Below are 25,263 nucleotides of genomic sequence, written 5' to 3'. Positions count from 1 at the left end.
GGTGTGGCCCGCACTCAACACTTTCCCATGGCCAAAGCCAACCCTCTGGGAACGGAGTGTAAATTGTTGCGCACCGCGAACGCCGGGGCGCTTGGGCGCTGGTAGTTTCCGGCTTCCGGCACAATCGCCGGGATCCGGATCCGCGCAGGGGGTAAAGTGCTTCTTTCGGGCAGAATCACGCGAAGGCGAGTACGGCCGGCGCTGGCCGTGGCCGTCGTCGCCGCACTCGTCTCGGCGGTACTCGCCTTGCCCTCATCCACGGTCCGGGCCGACGTCACCACTGTATCGCAGGATACTTACAGGACCGGATGGGACCGGAACGAGCCCGCGCTGACGCCGGCCGGCGTCGCGTCGTCCTCGTTCGGGCAATTGTTCAGCACCCCGGTCGACGGCCAGGTGTACGCACAGCCGATCGTCGCCAAGAACACCGTGGTCGCGGCGACCGAGAATGACAAGATATACGGTCTGGACCCCGCCACCGGGGCGATCCGATGGACCGACGACGTGGGTCCGGCCTGGCCGATCACGAAAGTCTGGAGCCAGTGCACCGACCTTTATCCGAATATCGGCGTGACCTCGACCCCGGTTTACGATCCGGCCTCGGGATACGTCTATTTCACGGCCAAGGTGAATGACGGCGCGGATATCAACAGCCCCAACTGGTATGTGCACGCGGTGTCGCCGGTGGACGGCACCGAGAAGGCCGGCTTCCCGGTGCGGATCGGCGGCACGCCCTCGAACGACCCGCAGAACGTGCCCTTCGACGCCGAGCACGAGATGCAGCGGCCCGGGCTGCTGCTGCTCAACGGCGTCGTCTACGCGGCCTTCGGCTCGCACTGCGACAACGGCCCCTACCGCGGCTACGTCGTCGGCGTCTCCACGGCCGGCAAGCAGACCTCGATGTGGGCCTCCGAGGTCACCTGGGCCGGCGGCGGCGGGGGCATCTGGCAGTCCGGCGGCGGGATCGTCGCCGACGCCGACGGCGAGATGTACGTCTCGACCGGCAACGGCGTCTCGCCGACCGCGGCGCCCGGATCCAACCCGCCGCCGTATCTGTCCGAGGCGGTGGTGCACCTGAAGGTCAACGCCGACGGCTCGCTGGCGACAGCGGACTTCTTCTCGCCGACGAACGCGCACGACCTGGACAGCGCGGACAAGGACCTCGCCTCCGGCGGCCCGATGGCGCTGCCGGACAACTTCGGCACCGCGGCCCACCCGCACCTGCTGGTGCAGCAGGGCAAGGACGGCCGGGTCTTCCTGCTCGACCGCGACAACCTCGGCGGCATGGCGCAGGGTCCCGGCGGCACCGACGCCGATGTCAGCACCATGACACCGGGCACGGGCGGGCAGTGGGACCACCCGGCGTTCTGGGGCGGCGACGGCGGCTACGTCTACGTCGTCGACAACGGCGCACCGCTGCGGGCCCTGAAGTACGGCCTCGACGGCACCGGGACCCCGGTGCTGAGCCTGGCCGGCACCAGCAGCGGCGGCGGCTTCGGCTACACCTCCGGCGCGCCGGTCGTCACCTCCACGGGCAGCACCTCCGGGACCGCGGTGGTGTGGGTCGAGTACTCCGGCGGCTCCTTCGGCACCGGCGGCCAGCTGCGCGCGTACAACGCCGTGCCGGACGGCAACGGGAACCTGGCCCTGCTGGGCTCCTGGCCGATCGGGTTCACGTCCAAGTTCGCCACCCCGGCCACCGACAGCGGGAAGGTCTACGTCGGAACGCGCGGCGACGTGCAGAACGGCTCGACGCAGGGCACTGTCATGGGCTTCGGCTCGCCGACCACGGCGGCGCTAACCGCGGCCACGGTGGACCTGGGCAAGGTGAACGTCGGGGCCTCCGGCACCGCCACTCTCACCGTGACCGCGACCAAGCCGGTGACGATCTCGCAGATCACCGCGGCCGCGCCGTTCTCGGTGACGGCGCCCACGCTGCCGGTGACGCTGACCACCGGCGGCACGCTGTCGCTGCCGGTGACGTTCGCGCCGACGGCCGCGGGCTCGGTGACCGGGATCGTCGACTTCGCCACCGACTCCGGCACGGTCGGCGTCGGCGTGACCGGCTACGGCGTCAAGCCCGGCTTCAGCGCCTCGCCGGGCACGGTCGCCTTCGCCCAGCAGCCGACGGGGACAACGGACACGGTCAACGTGACCGTCACCAACACGGGTACGGGCCCTGAGACGATCAGCGGCACGACCGCACCCACGAACCCTTATACGGTCACCGGACTGCCGGCGGCCGGCACCGTGGTCCCGGCCGGCGGCACCTTCGCCTTCAGCATCACCTACGCCCCGACCGTCGCGGCCACGGACAACACCTCGGTCACCGTGAGCTCCACCTCCGGGACGCTGACCGTGCCGATCTCGGCCTCGGCCATCACCGGCCAGGCCGACCTGGTGTTCAGCCCCTCGACCCTGGCGTTCGGGAACGTCCCGGTCGGGGCCACCGCCTCGGCCTCGTTCACGGTGTCCAACACCGGCAACATCCCGACCACGCTGTCCAAGGCGAAGGCACCCGGCGGCGACTTCAACGTCCCGAACCCGATCCCCGAGGGCCTCGTCCTGGGCGCGGACCAGACGATCACGGTCACCGTCCAGTTCAAGCCTTCGGCGACCGGGGCTCAGGCGACTCAGTACACGTTGACGCCCGACAGCGGGCAGGGCGTGATGAACGAGCCGATCACCGGCACCGGTGTGCCGGTCCTGCCGACACCGCCGACCTCGTGGCAGGCGAACGGCGCGGCGACGCTGCCGGCCGGTGCGGCGGGCACCATCCAACTGACCCCGGCGGCGAACAACCAGCGGGGCTCGGCGTTCTACACCTCCGCGGTCCCGACGAACGGCCTGACCGCTTCGTTCACCGCGCGGATGAGCGGCGGCACCGGCGGCGACGGCTTCAGCTTCGCGCTGGTCGACGCCGCCAAGGGCGCGGCGACCGGGGTGGGCGCGGCGGGCGGCGGGATGGGCTTCTCCGGCCTGACCGGGCTCGCGGTGGTCGGTGCCTCGTCGTGGAACGGCAAGCTCGGCTACGGCGACTACGTGTGCCTCGCGCAGGGCCCGGGCGACGGCGGACAGGACGTCAACTGCCTCGCGGCGGCGAAACTGCCCGCCCCCTGGGGGTCGACGGCACATCAGGTCACTGTCACGGTCGCCGGTTCCTCGGTGAAGGTATCGGTGGACGGCACACAGCTACTGAACTACGCGCCGGCCGCCGGGGTCGTCCCGGCGAGCGCGTTCGCCGGGTTCACCGGGAGCACCGGCGGGCTGAACAACGTCATCGCCGTCAGCGGCCTGAGCATCGCGCCCGGGAACTCGGCGCCGGTCGGCCAGGCGCTGACCGCGAACCCGGGCTCGGTCGCGTTCGGCAACGTCGCGATCGGCGGCACCGCCGCGCAGAACGTCGTACTGACCAACAACGGCGGCATCACCGAGACCGTGACCTCGGTGACAGCGCCAACTGGCGCGTTCACCGCGACGCTGCCGGCGACGGGGGTGAGCGTCGCCCCGGCCGGGACGGTCACGGTGCCCGTGACGTTCACGCCGACCTCGTCCGCCGCCGGGTCGCAGGGCTCGCAGTTCGGCGTCACCACGACCTCCGGGACCGTCACCGTGGCCCTGTCCGGCTACGGCGGCACCGGCGGCGCCACCGCGACCCTGCCCGCACTGACCGACGCCACCTGGCGCGCGAACGGCACGGCCGTGGTCGGGGCGGGAACCACCGCCGCACCGGGCGGTACGGCCACGCTGACCTCCGACGGCACCACGGGCTCGGCCGGTACCGTCGTCAACAGCACCGCGGTGAACCCGATCGGGCTGACGGCCTCGTTCTCGGCGACGGTGTCCGGATCGGCGACGCAGGGCGCGGACGGCATGACGTTCGCCCTGCTGGACGCGTCGCAGACCACGAACACCGCACTCGGCCAGACCGGCGGCGGCCTCGGCGTCGCGGCCCTGCCGGCAACGTTCGTCTCCCTGAACACCTACGGCGACATGGGGATCTACGGACACTCGTCATGGTGCGCGGTCGGCACGGCGACCTTCGGCAACGCCAACCTGAACGCGGTCGCGTCCAACACGGCGATCCCGGCGATCCGGAACACCGGGGCGCACGCAGTGACCGTCACGATCACCGCGGCATCGCACGTCGTGGTCACGCTGGACGGAACGCAGGTGCTGGACGCGGCGGTCACGCTGCCGCCGAAGGTGCTGGTGGCGTTCACCGGCGGGGACGGGTCGCTGACCGACACGCATCTGGTGACGAACCCGGTGGTGAGTTATGCGCCGTAGTTAGTGGTGGATCGGGCGCCGTCGGGCGTCAGCGGGCGCCGTCGTGCGGGAGTAGCACGGCGGCGCCCGGCAGCCAGCAGACCGCGATCATGAGGTATGAACATCGTTGGTACCCGTGACGATCAGTGCCACGGCGCCCGGCCTGTCCCCGATGCCCAAGCGGCGAGGCTGTCATTGTCGATCAGCCGGATCCCGAGTCTGGCCGCGTAGTCGCGCGCCTGCCTGGTGAAACCACCAGTCGTGATGACAACGGCGACGTGTGCTCCATGAATCGCGAAACAAGTCCCTCCGAACCGCTGGAGATCCGGGCCGGACACATTGTTTCCCTGTGCGTAGCGTTTGGCCTGGATGACGAGTCGCCGACCATCCGGGGTGACGGCGACGACGTCCGCCCCCAGATCGCCGGAGCCTCCGACGACAGAGGTCTGCGAACACCCGTCTCTGGCGCAGAGATAAGCCAGCGCTTCCTCGAACTGCCGTGGGTTCATGGCGTGGTAGGTGGCGATCTCCCGCGCACGAAGCGCCTGCAGCTGCTCCGCGGCCGCTCTGTCGGCCTGGCTCTGCAGCCATCTCCGGTACCGCCAGCGCCCGAAGAGTCCGGTGCCCGCGATAGTCCCGATGATCAGGACTGCGCTGCGCAAGGGATCTCCAGCGCCGCCGTCAACAGCCACGACCAACAGCACCGGTGCGAGCAACAAGAGTAGCGACGGCATTCTGACCACGGCTTTCACCACAGCCACCACAGCCACCACAGTCACCGTCACGAGCCGGCCCGCAAGGATCGTCACGTCCGTCGTCGTCGAGGTCCGTCTGCGTGTCACGACACCACCTCCGCGGTCGCGTGCTCGAATGACGCCATCTTCATGAACCGAAGACGGCGAACACCAAATACCGGTGAAGCCGCAACCGGCGGCAACCGCGCCGCTCCACGTCGGCGGCGGCGACCACCCGATTCCGTTGGTTCACCTGGTCTCGCAGCGCCGCCGCTTCCGAAGAGAACTTCACTCGGCCGCCCGCCAGCTCGGCCGACAACTCCTTGTGCCGATCGGCCAGCCGGGTCGCTTCCTGAGCCGCCCTGACGTTGAGGTTGGTCTTCTCCAGCCGCGCTGAGTCTTCGGCTATGCGGTACTCGGCATCAAGGCTTGCGAGGTCGGCGCTCTTGGCGTTCCGCAGGGCGGACTCCTGGCCGGCCGGCAGCGAAGTCGGCGCGCTGCGCAGCGCCTCACGGGTCAGGCCGTCCCGCCACGCGAGCAGCGCCTTAGCCTTGACCTCCCCTATCCCCTCGATCCGCGTCCTGCTGCCGCCGGGCAGCAGGAAATACGCCATACGTGAGGAGTACGCGGCGCTTCCGGCGACGAGCGCGATCTGGACGTCGGCCGCGCTACGGACACCGTGTGCGCTGAGTGTGGCCGCCGCGGCCGGACCCAGGCCATTGATGCCCTTGATACCCTGGTGAATGGTGTGGCGACGGAGCCGGTCTTGGACGTGGGCGGTTCGGATCCGCTCGAGTTCCGACGTGATCCGTCTGCTGTGATCCGCCTCGACCCGCTGCTTGCGTTGAGAGATCGCGGACAACTGCCCGGCGAGTGTGCGGTCCACCCTCGCCACGTCGTTCACTCGCCTGGTAACTGCCTCGCGTTGGTCTCGGACCACGGCGTCGATCTGTTGTGAGATCTGCGTGTCCTGTCTGACGCGGTCCCGCTCCATCTGCTGGAGACGCCCCGCCGGATCGCCGAAGGCGGAGATCTGTTTCGCCCGTGACCGGCGTGTGTCACGGGCCGTCCGCCACTCCGGACGGGCTCGTCGGCCGAGGTCTGCGATCACAAGCCCGACCGCGATCACGACAAAGCCGAGGTAGGCCATCAGCGGGTCCAGGACTATGGCGATGAGTCCCAACGCCATCATGAGCAGTCCTGAGAGTGCGAAGACCGCATCGGAGGGCCGACGGCGCGTGAACCGCGCCGGCGCGGGGGCCGGTGTGTGCTCGATGTGGTCGTCGAGCCAAGCCGGACGACGGCTGGCGCCCGGCGCGGCAGATCCTGTGGCGATGTGGCCCGTGGGCGACTCTCCGATCACAGGATTTGTCGAGGTGCCACGTGGCGCCGGCGCGAGCTTCGGCATCGATTGAGTCGGTTTGCCCGCGAGCTCCCGGACCATCTCAGCGATCCGGCCGACCTCGCCACCGGTCGCGACCAGTTGGTTGAGCCGCCAGGACGCTGACGGGGTCGCGTAGTCCTCTTCGCAGGTCAGGAGATGCTCGGCATCCGCGGCCCGCAGGCGGTCCCACAAAGTCGAGTCAACTGAGAGCGCCATCAGCGAAAGGTAGATGACCCACGCGGAGAATCGATCGATGGTCTCGTTGTAGTCCCCTGAGTTCCGGCGCATGGGAGCCTGGTAGTGCCTGTGTCCCTCCTCGACGGCTCGGGCACTGGCGAGCGCCGGCACGAACATGCCGTCATAGTCGACGAGCCGCAAGGTGCCGTCGGGCGCCACCAGCAGGTTGCCGTGCTGGAGGTCGCCGTGGCCGATGCGAGCGTTTTCGAGATCCGCGACCAATGCGGCGAAACGGTCTGCGAGTTTGTGGACGGCCACGCGATCGGCGCGGTGCGTCTCCAGCCAGCTGATCAGACCCGTGCCGTCGACCCAGGCCATCTTGAGCACGGGCCAGCGCGTGCCGCGGACGAGTATTCCGTCTGGCAGGTAACTGAAGTCCATGCGCCAGGGTTGCGACAGGGAGCTGTCGTCGACACCGGCGAGATGCCGGCTGATGGCCTCGTACCGGCTGCGCTGATCGGCGACGTCGCGGGTGAAGCACTTGACCGCGTAGCGGAGTCCGCTCGGCGAGGTCATGGAGAACACCGAGGCGAAGTTGCCGGAAATCGGCCTGGGTTGCCTGAGGCCCGTCAATTCCGGTCGGCCATCACGCAGCTCGGGGTCCTGGAAGCAGATCCGCGGGTTCTGAATCGCCTCGGCGTAGTCGGCGCCACTGGGGAAGGTCTGGTTTCCTGCCATGGACCCTATCCGATGTCGAAGTGGACGAAGGCGACGTCGTCATTGCGCATGTCCCCGGCCGCCCGCAGCGCAGCGATGAAGTCCTCGAACTCCGAGGGTTCTCGACCTGCGAACTCGCGGAGGAGGTTCCACGGCTGCTTACCGGTTGCCGTACTGGTGAGGAACCACGCAGCGAGAGCGTCCGTCGCCATGAAGACGGCGTCACCGGACTCGCACTCACCAGTCGCGACTTTTACGTGCCTGGCGAGAAGCGCGGCGTCATGGTTACGGCTCCCCGCCAATGCCGGGGTCACACCGAAATCCGCCGGATCCGAGACGGGGAACGCGTAAAGCAGGCGGTCGTCACGGACGTGGAACAGGCACGTGTCCCCGAGTGCGGCCGCGTTCCATCGCCATCGGTCTTCGTCGGCACGGACGCTCACGGCGAGGGCCGTGGCGTACGCGCCGCGTTCGAGGCCCGGCTTCTCGTACCAGGCCACCGGTTTGCCGTCTTTCTCCCTGCGTTCGAGGTACGCGGCCAACCAGGAGTCCCACCCGCGTGCTGCCGCCGCGATCGCCTTCGCTGCGGTCGCCGGGGAGCCCACCGTTCTCGGCCTCCGCTCAACACGGCTGGCGAGCTCCTCCGCAAGCAGGCGGGCCCAGTCCCGAGCCAACAGGCTCTCCGATGCCCCATCGCACAGGACGGCCAGGAACGCGCCGGCGATCGGCTGGTCGCACTCGACCGGCGGCCACGCTACGAGAGCGTCTTCGCACTGGTCTGCGTCATTCCCGTCCTTCGGGACGAGGAACCGCGAAACATAGGCCGGTGTCGCAGTCACCGCAGTTCAGTGGCGCGAGTTCCGATGTCCAGGAACTGCACGACGGCACTGATGTCGGCGTTGTAGACGAAGCCGCGTGTCCCGTCGCTGACCTTCTTGCCCTGTGCGCCGGCATACGATCTCATGTGGCCGGGCAGCAGGCTCGAGATGCCGAACAAGGTGCGCGCGTGGGCATCCGGGAGCGCGGCATCCGTGTCCGGGAACTCGACGGGGGTGCCACCTACTGCGGAGACGTGCAGGTTGAACAACAAGACGCCGCCGTCGGCACTGGCCAGTGACGTGATCTCAGCGGCCGCAGCCGCCGGGTCACCGTCGGTCGACTCGCCGTCCGACAGGTTCAGCACGATCGGCGGAAACCCACCGGGATGCTCGTCGAGCCACTGCGCGATCAGCCGCCGCGCGTACCCGAGGGCGGCCACCATCGGCGTCCCTCCGTTGGCTACCGGAGTCATCCACACCGGAAAGCTCGCTGTCGTCTCGACCAGGCCGCCGGCACCGTCGGGAACCTTCTTCGACCGTTCCTCGACCCGTGCGGGGTTGTCGGCGATCTGGCTCAACGGTACGAGATCACGGCCGGACAGCGGGCCGCCGAGGGCCGGACCGACGGAATGGCCGTATCCGATGACCGCTACGTGGAAGTAGTCCCTGACACCCTCTTCCTTGGCGCATTTCACCGACAGCTCTGTAAGCAACCGGTTGATCGCATCCGAGACGACATCGGCTTTGCGCCCCGGTGCCTCGCCACCGATGGGATCCGACATCGACGCGGACTGGTCGACCAGGAACACGAAGCATCCGGGATTGGACCTGCTGATCTCGGCTGTATAGGTCATTGGCATCCCCCCAAGGATTCGACGGCCGCACACCGTTCATCAGAGCCCTGTCATGCGGCCGATCGCCCGATCATACAGCCGGTGACCGGCCGCGCACAGGGATTGCGCGGGTCCGGCACGCACTGACCGTCCCGCCGGATCGGCTCGTGCTACGCGATATCAGAGGGCAGCCACCCCAGGGGAAGACGCTCCAAGCCGATGACCACGTCAAGGCCGAGATGCTCGGCGAGGAGAGCCTTGAGATTGCTGCCGTCGATGAGCTCTATACGCCCCATCCGATCGGCGAATTCCCGGTCGGCAGAGCTGAACCACGAGGTCGCCACCAAGATGCCCTTGGCGGCGCGCTTGTCCTGGATGGTGCCCTCCAGCGCGCGCACCGCCTCGATGGGGATCACCTTGCTGTACCGCTTGGCCTGAATCACGCACTGCCCGCCGAGCACCGGATCGGGGTTGAAGGCGAACCCGTCCACGCCGTCGTCACGGCTGGCTTGGGTGACCCATGCTTTCAGCCCCATCGCCTCAAACAGTTGACGCACCAGATGTTCGAACTCCGTCGGGCTCAACTGCAGAAGATCCTTGCGGTGATCGAGCTGGGAAAGCACGTCCAGCTCCTCGACGAACTTGAACCGGCTGAGGTCGAAGGCGAGCACGGGGCGCACCCCCTCGAGGTCGTAGGGGTGCGGTGACAGCATGGCGTTCAGGTACTTCAGGCATGTGCCCGGGTCCAGGGTCGGCTCGTCGAGCTCGATCTCCTCGAAGTTCTCACGGGTGGTCTTCACGCTGACCAAGCAGGGATGGATGGGTTTGCCGGTCGCCGGGTCCTTGGCACGCACATGCCCGTTGACCAGAACCACGTCCACCAGACTCGGCGGACTGATCGCGAGCGCGTGGTCAAGAGCCCTCAACGTGAAACGCGCGGCCAGATCACGGAACATCTGTCGGATCTCGGCAGGTTTCCTCGGCTCGGCCACGATGGCAGCTTTGGAGGATGCGTAGCGGAAGCCGGCTTCGGCCGGGATCACCGATTGGCGGGGAAGCTCAATCTCGAGCAACAGCTCACGTGTCTCCGGGGCATACGCCGCGCGCACAGCGTCCTGCAGGTGCTCCGGATAGCCGATCTGCGCCAGCAGTTCAGCAACAGCCGCAGCCAGCGCCTCGGCGCCGCGGGAATCGAACTCGTCCTCCAGCGCCAGTCGGTGATGGTGCAACCCGCGCTCACGGTCAGCGAGAACCCCGGCGAAGGCAGCGACGCGCTGTTCCACTTCGGCCGTCCGGTGCGCGGCCTCGGCCTTCATCTCTTCCACCGCGGCTGCCTTTGCCGCTCGCGCCTCGGCGGCGTCGGCTTTGGACCGTTCAGCCTCCGCCGCCTTACGCGCCCGGGCCTCGGCGTCGCGTTGGCGCGCCGCTTCACGCTCTCGTTGCTGCTCGCGACGCTCCAGATCCCGCTCGATCTTGGCGGCGTCTGCGGCCTGCTGCTTCTTCTCCTGTTCGGCGCGTGCGAGATTCGACTTGTAGGTTGCCAACTCGCGCGCGTCGCGGTTTTTCTGCTCCTGGAGTTCGGCCTGCTGCTGGGCCCGCGCCGCGCGGTCCAGCGCCGCGGCCTGCCGTTTCTGTTCAGCTTCAGCATGGCGCTGACGTTCCCGCTGGGCGGCCAGCATCTGCTGCATCAGTGACTTCTTGCGCGCCATGTGGCCCCCCAGGCCGGTTCGATCCGGATACGCCGGAGTAAGTACCCTGACTCACCTCGGATCGAACCTGCCGATGACGGAATGCGTTCGCCGACTGACATCCCGTACACGAGCCAGCCTTCCGACGGTTCCGTCGGCTGGCCCCGGTGCCACGGCTTCCGCCCTCGTCGGCCAACTATGGGTTTGAGCTCTTCCTCGGCGCTGTGGAGCACGGGGACCGGGCGGGGTTCTCGACTACCGCAAGGCAGTAGCGGAGGTTGCGTGGGTCGACTCCCCTGCGGTTCCGTCGGCTTCTCAGCCCCGCTCGAAAGTCCCGAGCGGATCGTCGTGCACCGGCACCCAGCCCAACTCACGCCGAGCCTTGGCCGACGTCAAGCGCTGGTCCAGCGCGAACGCGTCCGCGACGGGGCCCATCTGGGTGCGGGCCTGCTCGAGGGTGATCGAGGCTGTCTTGCCGCCGAGGCCGGCGCCGCGCGATGCCGCCTCGGCGACTTCCTTCATCGTCGGGTGGTTCTCGCCGACGCCGAGGTAGACCGATCCGGGTTGCGCCGCGAGGGCGGCGGTGTAGAGCGTGGCGACGTCGTCGATGTGGATCAGTGACCAGTGGTTGGTGCCGTCGCCGATGTACGGGACGGCGCCGGCGCGCTTGCCCGGGGTGATGAGGAAGTGGTCGATCAGCCGGTTGTCGCCGCCGTAGAGCAGGCCGGGTTGCACGACGACCGGGCGGCCTCCTTCGGCGGCGCGCGCCAGGACCTGGTCCTCGACCGGCTTGCGCCATGCCACGACGCTCGGCGGGTTCCACGGTGCGGTCTCGTCCTGGACGCCGTCGGTGTCGCCGTAGACCCAACTGCCGCCGGTGTGCACGTACGTGCCGGGCCCGACGCCGTCCTGCATGGCGGTGGCCGCGGCGAGTTCCGTGTCCGGGGAGTCGGCCTGCGCGAGGTGGATCACCGCGTCGGCGCGGGCGGCGGCGTGCCGGAGCACGTCCAGGTCGGCGAGGCCGCCGTGGACCGCGACCGCGCCGACGCCCGCGACGGCCTGGGCCGACTGCTCGCTGCGCGCCAGTGCCTCCACGGTGTGGCCGTGGCGCAGCAGCTCGGCGATCGTGGCCCGGCCGATGTAGCCGGATCCGCCTGTCAGGAAAATCTTCATTTGTCGTCCTCCACCGCTCTCGGGTTCGTCTCCACGATGCGGCTTGATCGACGCCGGCGTCCAAGACCTCTTCGGCTCTCTGTGATACCCGCAGGGCATCACAGGGTGCGAAACAGGTCTTGGGCAGCGTGGGGCCGGGAGGCCGAGAGTGGACGTGTCGCAGCGGCAGCGGCCGCCGGCGAAGCTCGAACGCTCTACAGAAGCTCGAACGCTCTCCAGAAGGTGGTACGACAATGGCTCACGTACTGATCACCGGGTCCTCCGACGGCCTCGGCCTGATGGCCGGCCGGCTGCTGATCGCGCAGGGCCATTCGGTCACTTTGCACGCTCGCAACGACAAGCGCGCCGAACAGACGCGCGCCGCCGTGCCGGCCGCCGAGGACGTGCTGGTGGCCGATCTGGGGTCGCTCGACGGGATCCGGTCGCTCGCCGCCGCGGCCAATGCGGCGGGCCGGTTCGACGCCGTCATCCACAACGCCGGCCTCGGCTACCGCGAGCCGCGCCGGGTCGAGACCGCCGACGGCCTGTCCCAGCTGTTCACGGTCAACGTGCTCGCGCCCTACCTGCTGACCGCGCTGATGACGCGGCCGGACCGGCTGGTCTACCTCAGCTCGGGCATGGCCCGCGGCGGGGATCCGGACCTGTCCGATGCGCAGTGGGCCGGACGCCGTTGGAGCGGTTCGCAGGCCTACAGCGACAGCAAGCTGTTCGATGTGCTGCTGGCGTTCGGTGTCGCGCGCCGGTGGCCGGACGTGCTGTCGAACTCGGTGGAACCCGGGTGGGTCGCGACGAAGATGGGCGGCCGCGGCGCGCCGGACGATCTGGATCAGGGCCCTGTGACTCAGGCCTGGCTGGCCGTCAGCGACGACAAGGCCGCGCTGGTCACCGGTCGGCACTTCTACCACCAGCAGGTGCGCTTCGTTTCCGCCGAAGCGCACGACGCGGCGGTTCAAGACGCGCTCCTCGACTACTGCGCCGAACTCACCGGCACGGCGATCACGGGGACCACGGCGACCACAGGGACCACAGGGACCACAGGGACCACGACCATCCACGGCTGATGAAGCGCACAGTGGCCGTCTGAGCGTCCCGATCCCCCACATGGCCCAGCGCGCCACTCTGCCCGAGTCCCGTGGAACAAGTCCGATCAAACCGTCACACTTACGGTGTGCGTATGTCGCTCGTTCCATGGTGGACGCTGCTGTCATCCGGCGCGGCCCCGGTCCTGCTGATCGGCGGCTGGACGGCCGCGGAGGATCGGCAGCCCGCGGGCTTCGATCCGCTCAGCCACACCATCAGCGCGCTGGCCGCCGAACGGGCGACCGACCGGTGGTTGATGACGTCGGTGTTCGCCGGCATCGGATTGTGCTATTTCCTCACTGCGTACGGGCTCAAGCGAATACGGCCCGCGGGGCGGATGTGCCTGCTCCTCGGCGGTACCTTCTCGATCGCGGTGGCGGCCTTCCCGGAGCCCGGCGACGGCGGCACCACGCCGCAGCACGTCGTGGCCACCGGGATGGCGTTCGCGACGCTCGCGGCCTGGCCCTGCCTGGCGATGGAGGACGGTCGGTCCACCCCGTGGCCGCTGCGGCCGGCGACGTCAGCCGCCTTCACCGCGCTGGTACTGGTCAGCGCGGCCTGGTTTCTGTTCGAACTGAACGGTCACGGCTATGCCGGGCTCGCCGAGCGCGTCGTCACGGGACTCCAGTCGCTGTGGCCGGTGATCGTCGTCGCCGGGCTTCGGTACTCGACCCGTCAGCAGGGTCGCGACCAGCCCGACTACGAAACCGGCCAGCGCGGCCCACGGCAGGCGCCCGCCTGGCGCGAAGCCGTCCACGGCGAACGTGGCCAGGCTCTGAGCCGCGGCCGCGATGCCGACCACCAGCAGCACCGGTGACCACCACCCGGCCGGGCCGACGCCGCCGGGCAGGCGCAGCATCGGCCGCTCGGCCCAGGTGACGGCCGCGACCACCGCGACCAGCAGCACCGTCAGCAGGGCCAGCCAGACCACCCGCACCTCCCACCACCGCGCGCTGCCGATGGCGGGCTGCGCGAACACCCCGGTGGTGTAGAAGGCGATCGCGACGATGAGCGCGGGCACGAAGTGCCACAGGTAGACGTTCATGACCACGCTGTTCAGGCGCTTCACCCGCGGCCACAGGCGCGGCCCGGCCAGCCGCCGGGAGGCCCAGGGCTCCGCCGCCAGCACCAGACCCGACTGGGCCGCCGCGAACGCCAGGAGGGCGATCGAGGGCGGGTTGGTGTTGCCGGAGCCGACCATGTCGGCCTTGTAGGTACCGGACGCCACCAGGCCCACCAGCAGCGCGGCCCCGACTACGGCCATCACATACGGACGCCAACGCGGCGTGGTCAGCCTGCCGTCCAGCCACGCGAAGCCCCACTGGTGGATGCCGCCCCACACGAACAGGTAGTTGGCGTAACCGACGAAGTGCAGGCCGGGGACGGTCCTGACCACCGCGACCAGCGCGGTCGCCACGGCCATCGCGGCCGGCACCGCCAGCCCCCACCGCCGGTGCGCGGCCAGCAGGACCGGCGTGAGCGCGTTGAGCAGCAGGTAGACCGGCAGGAACCACAGGTGCAGGGCCATGAGCCAGGCGATCTCGGCGAGCTCCGCGTGCGGCGCCCCCGCCGCCTGCGCGATCACGACCGCGACGATCGCCACGGCGATGTAGACGGCGGTCGGCCACAGCAGCCGCATGACCCGGTCGCGGACCCACCGGGTCCAGCCCTCGCCCCGGGCCTGGTGCGCGGTCCAGGACCCGGCGTTGACGTAGCCGCCGACGAGGAAGAAGACCGGCATCACCTGCATGGCCCAGGTGACCCAGCGCCCCCAGCCGATGAAGTCGATCGCGTTGACGCCGGACAACCGCCCGTGCTGGTAGGTGACCGAGACCAGGAGCCAGTGGCCGTAGACCACCCCGCTGATGGCCACGACCCGCAGCAGGTCCGCGTAGCGATTGCGCGCCATGTCGTCCTTCAGCCGGCTTCGGTCGAACTTCGAGATGTTCGAGATGAAGGGGGCCTACCCGGGTCTGGGGGAATTATTGAGGCTTCGCACATGCGTTCGCATCGCGCTAGTGGCTCCCCGGTCAGACCGGCGGCATCAGATCGCTGTCGCTGACGGTGTACAGCAGCGGAGGGTAGACGAAGTCCGTCTCGTTGTTCTCGCGGCGGCGTAGTCGGTAGAACTCGCGCTGCTGCTCGTCGTCGGCCGACGTGAGGCGCGCTTCGGGTGTGAGATAAGCCTGTCCGTCGCGGAACCGGACGAGGGTCTTTGATGTTCGGAAGGTCACGCCCAGCCACTGGTTGTCCGCCGCCTGGGCGGACGCGTCCAAGGTGATCTTGTGCTTGAGCCGCCGATTCGCGTCGACCGAGAAGGCGACGATGCTGTTGTGGGTGAGCGGGATCTCGAACTTCTCGCCGCCGGATTCCTTTGGTTCGAAGGTCAGCTTCCTCGGCGGGCCCGCTTCGGGATTCCGGTAGCACGAGAACACGGCGATGAACGACTCGGCGGCCAGATCGAGGGCCTGGTCGGAGTGGCCGCCCATGGTCGTGTAAGCGTTCGTATAGGTCTCGATGAGGGCGTTGTTGAAGCCGACCGGAATTGCCGCGCGCTCTTGAATCTGCTGCGCCAGCCGCTCGTGCAGCGGCCGGAAACGTTGCGCCGGGCTGCGGTATCGCGTGGTGGTGCGTACGAGCGGTACGCCGCCCGCCTCGTCGACCCTGGTGAGGACGGCGCCTCGCCGGCCTTTTCCGACGTCTTCCCAACTCACCGAGGCGGACAGCTCCGCGAAGAGATTCGCCTCGGTCGGCAAGGAGTACGACAGGATCTCATCCGAGATCTCAGACCCGCGGGGCATCGTAGTCTCCCGCGTTCATGCTGAAGAGAATGTCGTTGCCGTAATCGATGAAGGACGAGGTCCTGTTCTCCTCCGCGTACAGCCTGCGCAGCTCGTCCATGCCGTCCGGCGTGGGCGCCTCCAGTTCCACCAGGTCCCCGGCCAGTTTGAGGAACGTGCGGCCGTCCTTATGAACGGCTTCGGCGTTCGAACAGCGCACGACGTATCCCAGGCGGGTCGGGAGCAGTCCGGCGTCCAACATCGACGGCCGGATCTCGTGCGTATAGAGGCGGTTGGTGGACAGCGGCATGAAGAACGCGGAGCCGGGATAGAGCGTCACAGTGAACTGCGAAGGGAGCCCGGACTCCTCGGGTCGTTCGGTCGACTCCTTGAGGCGGAAGTGGAGTTTGGTCAGCCCACTGACGCCCTTCACGCCGTAGTCGAAGCTGTCTTCGGCGAGGGGCTGTAGCTTGTCGAGCTGATCGTAAAAGGTGCAGAACGCCATGATGCCGTTGACAGGCATGTCCTTGGTCTTGTCCGCGTGAGCCGAAATCTTGGCCTTGGCCTGCTTGCGCTCAGCTGTGGCGAGCGTGTTGTGGTAGATCTGCGCGAGGACGTGATTCAGCGCTGCCGGGTCCCGGAAAACAGCGGCGGCCTCGCGGTTCAGATCCTCGACGATGCGCGTGTCGGTCGGGCGGAAGTTCTCCGTCGGCCCCGAGAAGTTCGTGGAACAGCGCAGCAGGCGGAAGTGGAGTTCATCAGTGTTCTGTGTTACCGGCGTCAGATAGATCCCGCTGCGGTGGGCCGTCCCCGGCTTGCTGGACTCCGTCAGGGACTGGAACTCGTGCTCCGCACTGATCCGCCCGAAGTGGTCGTCGCCAAGGTCGAAGAATCGGCGGTAGTACACGCCGACGCCGCCCATGCGGATGGGGACCCGGCCGATATCGACGACGCTCCACGGATTGTCGACGTCCTCGCGGTACCCGTGTGACAGCTCGCGGACGACGAATACCCGGGAAACCTTACGCACCCGATAGCTGTCGATCTCGGCTATGTCGCCACAAAGGTAAACGGTCTTCTCGGCGAGGTCGAGCGAGCCCGCAACAAGGTCCTCCGGCGTGATGACGGACCCGAAGAAGTCCCTGACCACGTCGTTATCTTGCAGCTCGGAAGGCGCTACCAAGATACCGCCCGCGTCCTCGATGCACGCTTCCGTCAGCCCCGATGTTTTCATCGAACCCCCGTCCATCGGCCGGAAGCCACCGATGTTACTCGCGCCGCGCAACCACCCGGTACGCGTTGGAAAGCCGCAGGCGGCGTATCAGGGCCTTGGGAATGATCCGGTCGAGAATCGTCGCCGCGACCAAGGCCGGAACGCCAAGCGTCACGATCACCACGCGCGCCGTCCGCTTCACGCGCCCCGGGCGCTGCGGGAGCCACGGGGCCTCGTCGCGGGGGGCGAGGGCGTCCAGGACGAACCAGGTGGCGGCGAGGAGGTCGACGCGGTCGTGGGGTTCGGCGTGTTGTTCGGCGAGCACGGTGAAGCCGAGCGCGGTGAGGCGGGTGCGGAGGTTCTGGACCGGGGTGAAGTGCAGGTGTTGCGGTTGCAGCCAGGGGAGCCAGCGGCGGCCGAGGAGGCGGGAGTAGCGGCTGGCCGCGTCGGGGACCTCGATCAGCAGGAGTCCACCGGGGCGCAGCGCCTTGTGCGCCGCCTCCAGTTCCAGGGCCGGCTCCACGCTGTGCTCCAGGTAGTGGAACATGCTCACCACGTCGTAGGTCTCCGCGACCGACGACGCGACGTCGACGAAGCTGCCGCGGTAGCCGTAACGGACGCGGCCGGCGCGCTCGGCGAGTTCGGCGCCGTCGGTGAAGTCGAGGCCGTCGAAGGCGGTGTCCGGGAAGACTTCGCGTGCCGCCTCGCAGAAGTGGCCGTGGCCGGTGCCGACGTCCAGCCAGGTGCCCGGTGCGCCGGCGGAGCCGGAGACGCCGGGGACTCCGGGGACTCCGAGGACTCCGGAGACGTGCGGCAGCAACGCCTGCGCGCGGCGGCGGTATGTCGCGCCGCGGCCCGCGAAGATGCCGCCGCTGCTCTTCTCGCCGAGTCCGTCGTAGAAATCGCGGTAGTAGAACTCAAGTCCTTCTGAGCTCAGGCGCGGATTCTGGAAGATGTGCCCGCAGTCCAGGCAGCGGTCCAGGCGGAAGTCGCCGGGCTTGTGCTGGAGCAGGTCGGTGGTGTGCAGGCGCTCGCGGAGCCGGTCCGAGGCGCACCACGGGCAGACGGTGCGGCGCGGTTCGAAGAACCGCTCGAGGCCGTCCTTGAGGTCGGCCTCGTAGATGGGGCGGCGTAAGGCGATCGCCTCGGCGCGGCGAGGTGCCGTCGCGGTCGCGGCCGGTGCTCCGGCAGGCTCCGGGGCGGCGGCGGGCTGGTGTGTCGGCTCGGGCTCATCGGTCGGACCCACGCGAATTGAGTATCACAGCTCGCATCCCGGCGCCAGAGCGGCCAAAGGGCCGAAATCAGGGTTCGAAGCGCCGATCAGGGCGTTCGAGCCGCAAGTTTTGTCTCAGGGTCAGAAGACACCCTCTGTGTGCAATTTCGTTGATACAGCTTAACAGCGGACTATCTTCCGACATCACGTTCGATGTGCCAAACTCCCTACCCGTTGGTAACCATAAATCAGTGGCCTTACGGCCGCGCCGCGCGCAGGACGGAGCCGCGATGCCCGTTGCACGGGATCGACGAGACCTGGTCGTCGGGATCGGACCCTGCGGAATCCCGAACGCACGCCTGGCCGCGGCGGTCGGCCGGGGCGGTGGCACCGGGGTCGTGGACCTCGGCACCGGCGGGAGGGCGGCGCGCGAGGCGCTGGCCCTGGCTGCGGAATGGCTCCCCGACGGCTTCGGCGTCCGGTGCGGGCGCGGCTGCGCGCTGGAGCTCGCCGAAGCGGCCGAGCTCATCGGGACCGGCGCGAGGCAGATCGGTGCGGGACGGGTCGGTGCGGGAAGGGTCGGTGCGGGGCGGATCAACCTGGTCGTACTCGGCCAGGAAGCACCGTGGAGCGTGGACGAGCTGGCTGCGACCGGCTGCCGCGTCCTGGTCGAGGTCACCGACGTCGCCGAGGCGCACGCCGCCGCGACCGCTGGCGCCCACGGCCTGATCGCCAGGGGATCCGAGGCAGGCGGACCCGTCGGCGAGCTGAGCACCTTCGTCCTGCTCCAGCGCCTCCTCGCCGAGCCGGGCCTCGACCTCCCGGTCTGGGCCGCCGGCGGCATCGGTGAGCACACCGCCGCCGCGGCCGTCATCGGCGGCGCGGCCGGCGTCGTCCTCGACACCCAGCTGGCGCTGCTTCCGGAAGCCGAACTGCCCGAGGAGATCCGCACCGCGCTTCGTGCCATGGACGGCTCCGAGACGGTCGTCATCGACGGCCACCGGGTACTCCGCGCGCCCGCATCCGTCCCCATCGGCCAGGACGGGTTCCTGGCCGACCGCTTCCTGAAGCGCCACACCGACACCGCCGGCGCGGTACGGGCAGTGCGCTCGGCGATCATCGAAGCGATCCGCGACGAGAACGGCGCCGAATCCCTTGCCCCGCAAGGGCATCTCGCCGCCGCTCTCAGCCTCCGTATACCGGTGGCTCAGGGTCCGATGACGCGCGTCAGCGACCAGGCGTCGTTCGCCGCAGCCGTCGCCGACGACGGAGCACTGCCGTTCCTCGCCCTGGCGCTCGCGAACCGCGAACAGACCCGCGCGATGATGGAGCAGACCGCAGCCGCGCTCGGCGAACGTCCCTGGGGCGTCGGAATCCTCGGATTCGCTCCTGCCGAAGTCCGGGCCGCGCAGCTGGAGATCGTCAGGGAGCTGCGACCGGCGTACGCGATCGTCGCGGGCGGACGCCCCACCCAGGCCCGCGCCCTCGAAGACGTCGGCATCGCGACGTTCCTGCACGCCCCCTCCCCCGGCCTGCTCCGCCAGTTCATCACGGCCGGAACCCGCAGATTCATCTTCGAGGGCTCGGAATGCGGCGGCCACACCGGCCCGCGCGCGAGTTTCCCGCTCTGGGAGGCGCAGCTCGGCGTCATCGAGGACTGGCTCGCCGAGCGCGAGAAGGCCAAGCCGGCAACCGGAGCGGCGGCAGACGGACCGGCCGACGACCTCCAAATCCTGTTCGCCGGCGGCATCCACGACGCCCGCTCGGCCGCGATGGTCGCCGCGATGGCCCGCTCGGTGGTCGGCGCCGGAGTGCAGATCGGCGTGCTGATGGGCACCGCCTACCTGTTCACTGAAGAAGCCGTGGAACGCGGCGCGATCCAGCCGCTGTTCCAACGTCAGGCCCTCGCCGCCGACGCGACCGCCCTGCTGGAATCCGCGCCCGGGCACACCACGCGCGGCATCGTCAGCCCGTTCACCACCGAGTTCCAGACCCTGCGGCAGGAGCTGCGAGCCCGCGACGTCCCCGAGCGTGAGGCGTGGGAACAGCTCGAACAGCTCAACGTCGGCCGCCTGCGCATCGCCAGCAAAGCACTGATCCGTGAGGGCTCCGAGTTGCTTCCGGTCGACGAGGACCGCCAGCTTCGCGAAGGCCTGTTCATGGCGGGCCAGGTAGCGGTGCTCCGCGACTCCGTCACCACGGTCGCCGACCTGCACGCCGAGGTAACGGAAGGCGCGAGCGCGTTCTACGCCGCGAACGCGTCCGAGGCGGCCCGCGTGCTCGGAATACGCCCCGAATCCGAGGACTCCGCCCAAGAACCCCCGGCGCCGCTGGACATCGCCATCGTCGGCATGGCCTGCGTCTTCCCCGGCTCCCCGGACCTCGCGGCGTTCTGGGCCACGATCCTCGACGGCGCGGACCGCGTCACCGAGGTCCCGGCGGAGCGCTGGGACTCAGAGCTCTTCTTCGACCCGGACGCCGTCGGCTCTGCGGCCGGCCGAGGCACACCCTCCAAGTGGGGCGGCTTCCTCCCGCCGATCCCCTTCGACCCGCTGCGCTACGGGATCCCGCCGAACGCGCTGAACAGCATCGAGCCGGCGCAGCTGCTGGCGTTGGAAGTGGCCCGGCGGGCGCTCGTCGACGCCGGATACGGCCGGCCCGGCGTGGACCACGACCGCACCTCGGTGGTCTTCGGCGCGGAAGCTGGCAGCGATCTGTCCAACGCGGGCGTCCTGCGCACCACGCTGCCCGCCTACCTCGGCCCGCTGCCCGCCGAGCTCGACGCCCAACTCCCCCGGCTCACCGAGGACTCGTTCACCGGCGTCCTCTCGAACGTCATCGCCGGCCGCATCGCCAACCGCCTGGACCTGGGGGGCGCCAACTACACCGTGGACGCGGCGTGCGCGTCCTCGCTCGCGGCGGTCGACGTCGCGTGCAAGGAGCTCACCCTCGGCACCAGCGACCTGGTGCTGTGCGGCGGCGTCGACATGCACAACGGGATCAACGACTTCCTGCTGTTCTCCTCGGTCCACGCGCTGTCGCCGACCGGCCGCACCCGCGCCTTCGACGCCTCCGCCGACGGCATCGCGCTCGGCGAGGGTGCGGCCTGCGTCGTGCTGAAGCGGCTCGCGGACGCCGAACGCGACGGCGACCGCGTCTACGCCGTGGTCAAAGGCGTCGGCAGCGCCAGCGACGGACGCGCGCTGGGGCTGACGGCGCCCCGGCCGGAAGGCCAGCGGCGGGCGCTGGACCGTGCCTACCGGTCGGCGAGCGTGTCCCCGGCCCGGGTCGGCCTCGTCGAGGCGCACGGCACCGGGACCGTGGTCGGCGACCGCACCGAACTCAGTACCCTGACGAAGCTGTTCGCCGAGGAGGGCGCCGAGCCCGGAGGCTGCGCGCTGGGCTCGGTCAAGTCCCAGATCGGCCACACCAAGTGCGCCGCGGGCCTGGCCGGACTCGTCAAGACGGCGCTCGCGGTGCACACCGGCGTGCGGCCGCCGACGGTGAACCTCACCAGCCCGAACCCCGCGTGGAGCGCCGCCGAGAGCCCGTTCGCCTTCCGCGCCGCCGCGACGCCCTGGGCGGTGGCGCCGGGCGAACGCCTCGCGGGCGTCAGCGCTTTCGGGTTCGGCGGCACCAACTTCCACGTCGTGCTCTCAGGACACGAACACGCCGTGGATCCCCGCCACAGCCGGGCGGAATGGCCTGCGGAGCTCTTCGTCTTCCGTGGTCCCGATCGCGCCGCCGCGCACCGCGCCATCAGGACACTGCTGGACCGGACGACCGCCGACTCCGGCAAGACCCCGTGGCGGCTCCGCGACCTGGCGCTGGCCGCGGCCCGGGCATCCGACGCACGGACCGATCGCGCCTGGATCGCCCTGGTCGCCTCGGATCTCGACGACTTCGCGTCCCTCGCCGAGCGCGCGCTGGCCGGTGAGCACGATCCGGCCGCAGGGCTGCACCAGCCGCCCGACGAGGTGTTCTTCGGACCCGGCGTGCCGGAATCCGGGGGCACGGCGTTCCTCTTCCCCGGGCAGGGCAGCCAGCGCCCCGGGATGCTCGCCGAGTTGTTCGTCGCCTTCCCCGAGCTCCAGCACTACCTGCGGCTCGGCCGCGAGTGGGCCGACGTCCTGAACCCGCCGCGCGCCTTCGACGACGCCACCGCCGCCGAGCAGGACCTGCGCGTCCGCGACACCCGCGTCGCGCAGCCGGTGCTCGGGATCGCCGGGCTCGCCGTGGACCATCTGCTGCGCAAGCTCGGCATCCGGCCCGACGCGGTCGCCGGTCACAGCTACGGCGAACTGGTCGCGTTGGCCAGCGCCGGCGCGCTGGATCCCGCCGCCTTGCTGGACGCCAGCCGGGGACGCGCGGAGGTGATCCTGGAGGCGGCCGGCGACGACCCGGGTTCCATGGCCGCGGTCGCCGCGGGGAGCCGGGACATCGTCGCGGTACTCCAGCAGCACGGGCTCGCCGACCGGGTGATCCCGGCGAATCAGAACTCTCCGAAGCAGGTCGTGATCTCCGGCCCCACCGAGGCCGTGGACGAGGCGGTGTCCCGGCTGCGGTCCGCCGGGTTCGGCGCGAAGCGCATCGCGGTCGCCTGCGCGTTCCACAGCCCGGTCGTCGCGGCGGCGGGTGAGGCGTTCGCCCGGCTGCTGAAGGACGTCCCGGTCCGTGCTCCCGAGACGCCGGTCTACGCGAACCGGACGGCTGCCCCGTACGGCCCGGGCGCCGACGACGTCCGGGCCGAGCTGACCGCGCAGATCGGCTCGCCGGTGCGCTTCGCCGACGAGATCGAGGCGATGTACGCCGCGGGCGTCCGGGTGTTCGTCGAAGCCGGTCCCGGCAGGGTTCTGACACGCCTCGTGGACGCGATCCTGGAGGACCGCCCGCACCTGGCCGTCGCCTGCGAGGACAAGCCCGGCGCCGGGCTGCGCGGCCTGCTCACGGCCGTGGCCCGGCTGGCCGCCTCCGGCGTCGCGCTGCGCACCGGTTGGCTGTTCGAGGGCCGCGACGCCCGGGACGCGTCGACCGCGACCGCGGCGGCCCGGCCGGGCTGGACGGTCGACGGCCACCTCGTCCGCACCGCCGACGGGTCCTGCGTGCCCGGCGGTCTCACCCCGGCTCGACGAATCTCCCTGGAGGGGAGCATCTTGACGCCCGATTCCGTGACTCCGGCCGGCCCGGCCAGCCAGGACGCGCTGCTCGCCGAGTTCCTGAGAACCAACCGCGAGATGATCGCCGCGCAGCGGGACGTGATGCTGGCGTACCTCGGTGGTGCGCCGGGGGCCGGGCGCGTGGTGTGGCAGGACCCTGAGAGACCGGCCGCGCCGTTGGCCGTCCCCGCGATCGCCGCAGCGCCGGTGGCCGCCGCGCCCGAGCCACCGAAGCCGGACCGGGCCGAGGATCCCGCCGCCGATCTGCTCGGCACGATCCTGGGGATCATCAGCGCCCGGACCGGATATCCGACCGACATGATCGAGCCCGACCTCGACCTTGAGGCGGAGTTGAGCATCGATTCCATCAAACGCACGGAGATTGCCGGGGAGCTTGCCGAGCGCCTGGGGCTGGCGGCTGCCGAGCTCGAAGACGAGCAGTTGGAGGAGCTGGCCAAGGCGCGGACGGCGCACGCCATCGCCGACTGGCTTCGTGCGCACCTCGACGGCGATTCCGAACCGGATGTGTCGAGCGGCGCTCCCGCGTCTTCGGGCACTGGCATGGCGATGGCGGCGGCCGCGCCGAAGCGCTTCGTCATGCGCGAGGAGGAGCACGGCTTCGCAGGGCCCATTGATACAGGAGTACTGGCCGGGGCCCGCTTCGCGATCGTCGGAGCGGTCGGCACCGGGGCTGTGGAGCAGGCGCTGGCGAGTCGGCTCGCGGAGCACGGCGCGACCGTCGGCGACAGGGTGCGTGCTGACGGGATCGTGCATCTCGGAGCGCTCGGCGCCGGCGACAGCGAGGAAGCCCGGCTACTCCCGCACGGTTTTGCCGAGATCAAGGAGGCGTTGGCCGGATCACCGCGGTGGTTCGTCGCCGTCGCGCCGGCTCAGGACCGGGTCGCCGGCGCGGGGTTGCGCGGTCTGTGGCGCACCATCGACCGTGAATATCCGCAGACCACCGCGCGACTCGTCGAAGTCGACCGGGACGCGTCTGCCGAAGACCTCGCGGCGCAGATTGTCGAGGAGATCGTCGGGGCGGACCGGGAGCCGGTCGTCCTGCGATCCGAGGGGCTGCGGCGCCGGATCACTCCGGTGGAAACCCCGCTGGGAGCACTGGCCGCGAGCGGCGCCGGACCGGCCGGGGACGGGGCTGCCGAGGTGCAGGCGCTCGGGCTGGACCGGGACTCGGTCGTCGTTCTCGTCGGGGGCGCGCGTGGGATCACGGCGCACGTCGCCGAGGCCGTGGCGGCTGCGTGTCGCTGCCGCGTGGAACTCGTCGGCCGGACGCCGTTGCCGGACTGTGCCGAGCCTGCGGCGACGGCGTCGGCCGCCGACGGGGTGGCTCTGCGGGCCGCGCTCATCGCCGGCGGGCTGAGCGCGCCGGCGCAGATCGAGCGCGAGGTCGGCCGCATTCTGGCCGGTCGCGAGGTGTCTGCGACGGTCTCGCGGATCAGTGCTCTGGGAAGCACAGTGCGCTACCACTCGCTCGACGTGCAGAACAGCGAGGCGCTGCACCGGCTTTTGAAGGGGATCCACGCCGAGCACGGCCGGATCGACGCGGTCTTCTACGCGGCCGGCGTCATCGAGGACAAGCTCATCGCCGAGAAGGATCCGGCGTCCTTCGCTCGCGTTTTCGCCACCAAGGCCGACGGTGCGCGGGTGTTGCTGGCAGGGCTCGATGATCTGCCGGAACGGCCGCGGTACACGGTGCTGTTCGGCAGCATCGCGGCGGTGTTCGGCAACCGTGGGCAGGGCGACTACGCGAGCGCCAACGACGCATTGGAGGCGTTGGGGGCGGATTGGTCGGCTCGGACTGGGGCGCACTGTCTGACTGTTCATTGGGGGCCATGGGCGCCTTCGGCCGAGCATGGCGGGATGGTGACGCCGGAGCTGGCGCAGTCGTATGGCAAGCGGGGTATTGCGCTGATCGATCCCGAGGAGGGGGTGTTGGCGCTGCTGCGTGAGCTGGCTTGGGGCGACGGCCCGGCGGCCGTGGTCTACACGGCTTCGCAGTGGTGAGCACGA

Annotated in this window: 13 protein-coding genes and 1 pseudogene; 4 read left to right on the top strand and 10 right to left on the bottom strand. The window is 69.8% G+C overall.

Features of this window, described 5'->3' with window-relative positions; genetic code table 11:
• Positions 1-207 precede the first annotated feature (207 nt).
• Positions 208-4,290 (top strand): choice-of-anchor D domain-containing protein, encoded by a 4,083-nt coding sequence (locus ABH920_RS32135; protein ID WP_370352966.1) that lies wholly within the window; start codon positions 208-210, stop codon positions 4,288-4,290.
• Positions 4,291-4,412: 122 nt separating this feature from the next.
• Here the strand turns inward: ABH920_RS32135 and ABH920_RS32130 are convergent, their stop codons facing one another.
• The 6 genes from ABH920_RS32130 to ABH920_RS32105 form a co-directional block, all read right to left on the bottom strand.
• Positions 4,413-5,111: a restriction endonuclease gene (locus ABH920_RS32130; RefSeq protein ID WP_370352965.1), complete on the bottom strand. Its 699-nt coding sequence runs from the start codon at positions 5,109-5,111 to the stop codon at positions 4,413-4,415.
• A gap of 40 nt (positions 5,112-5,151) precedes the next feature.
• On the bottom strand, positions 5,152-7,302 hold the full coding sequence (locus ABH920_RS32125; RefSeq protein WP_370352964.1) for a hypothetical protein: 2,151 nt from the start codon (positions 7,300-7,302) through the stop codon (positions 5,152-5,154).
• 5 nt (positions 7,303-7,307) lie between these two features.
• The gene (locus tag ABH920_RS32120; protein WP_370352963.1) at positions 7,308-8,120 is read right to left on the bottom strand and encodes a hypothetical protein; all 813 of its coding nucleotides are present in this window, start codon (positions 8,118-8,120) and stop codon (positions 7,308-7,310) included.
• Positions 8,117-8,953 carry a VWA domain-containing protein gene (locus ABH920_RS32115; RefSeq protein ID WP_370352962.1) on the bottom strand — a complete coding sequence of 279 codons (837 nt, stop codon included), beginning with the start codon at positions 8,951-8,953 and terminating at the stop codon, positions 8,117-8,119. The genes ABH920_RS32120 and ABH920_RS32115 overlap by 4 nt, the downstream gene beginning before the upstream one ends.
• 149 nt (positions 8,954-9,102) lie before the next feature.
• Positions 9,103-10,641 (bottom strand): restriction endonuclease, encoded by a 1,539-nt coding sequence (locus ABH920_RS32110; RefSeq protein WP_370352961.1) that lies wholly within the window; start codon positions 10,639-10,641, stop codon positions 9,103-9,105.
• A 294-nt stretch (positions 10,642-10,935) separates the two neighbouring features.
• Complete coding sequence (locus ABH920_RS32105; RefSeq protein ID WP_370352960.1) at positions 10,936-11,793, bottom strand: NAD-dependent epimerase/dehydratase family protein; 858 nt, start codon at positions 11,791-11,793, stop codon at positions 10,936-10,938.
• Positions 11,794-12,026: 233 nt separating this feature from the next.
• On the opposite strand from ABH920_RS32105, the gene ABH920_RS32100 reads away from it, so the two are divergent.
• Together ABH920_RS32100 and ABH920_RS32095 are read left to right on the top strand one after the other, a co-directional pair.
• The gene (locus tag ABH920_RS32100; RefSeq protein WP_370352959.1) at positions 12,027-12,854 is read left to right on the top strand and encodes an SDR family NAD(P)-dependent oxidoreductase; all 828 of its coding nucleotides are present in this window, start codon (positions 12,027-12,029) and stop codon (positions 12,852-12,854) included.
• 113 nt (positions 12,855-12,967) lie between these two features.
• Positions 12,968-13,465 (top strand): annotated as a pseudogene (locus ABH920_RS32095) (DUF998 domain-containing protein); the annotation flags it as partial.
• Here the strand turns inward: ABH920_RS32095 and ABH920_RS32090 are convergent.
• The 4 genes from ABH920_RS32090 to ABH920_RS32075 form a co-directional block, all read right to left on the bottom strand.
• Complete coding sequence (locus ABH920_RS32090; RefSeq protein ID WP_370352958.1) at positions 13,394-14,782, bottom strand: acyltransferase; 1,389 nt, start codon at positions 14,780-14,782, stop codon at positions 13,394-13,396. The pseudogene ABH920_RS32095 and the gene ABH920_RS32090 overlap by 72 nt on opposite strands.
• A 121-nt stretch (positions 14,783-14,903) precedes the next feature.
• Positions 14,904-15,674: an alpha-ketoglutarate-dependent dioxygenase AlkB gene (locus ABH920_RS32085; protein ID WP_370352956.1), complete on the bottom strand. Its 771-nt coding sequence runs from the start codon at positions 15,672-15,674 to the stop codon at positions 14,904-14,906.
• Positions 15,658-16,887 carry a hypothetical protein gene (locus ABH920_RS32080; RefSeq protein ID WP_370352955.1) on the bottom strand — a complete coding sequence of 410 codons (1,230 nt, stop codon included), beginning with the start codon at positions 16,885-16,887 and terminating at the stop codon, positions 15,658-15,660. Before ABH920_RS32080 ends, ABH920_RS32085 begins: the two co-directional genes overlap by 17 nt.
• 34 nt (positions 16,888-16,921) lie before the next feature.
• The gene (locus ABH920_RS32075; RefSeq protein WP_370353086.1) at positions 16,922-18,118 is read right to left on the bottom strand and encodes a class I SAM-dependent methyltransferase; all 1,197 of its coding nucleotides are present in this window, start codon (positions 18,116-18,118) and stop codon (positions 16,922-16,924) included.
• Between the two features lie 251 nt (positions 18,119-18,369).
• Between ABH920_RS32075 and ABH920_RS32070 the strand changes: the two genes are divergently transcribed.
• Positions 18,370-25,257 carry an SDR family NAD(P)-dependent oxidoreductase gene (locus ABH920_RS32070; RefSeq protein ID WP_370352954.1) on the top strand — a complete coding sequence of 2,296 codons (6,888 nt, stop codon included), beginning with the start codon at positions 18,370-18,372 and terminating at the stop codon, positions 25,255-25,257.
• Positions 25,258-25,263 lie beyond the last annotated feature (6 nt).

Origin of the sequence: Catenulispora sp. EB89 (assembly GCF_041261445.1) — a bacterium.
Lineage (GTDB): Bacteria > Actinomycetota > Actinomycetes > Streptomycetales > Catenulisporaceae > Catenulispora.
Note: the sequence above shows the minus strand (reverse complement) of the source record. Positions and strands in the feature narration are given on the sequence as shown.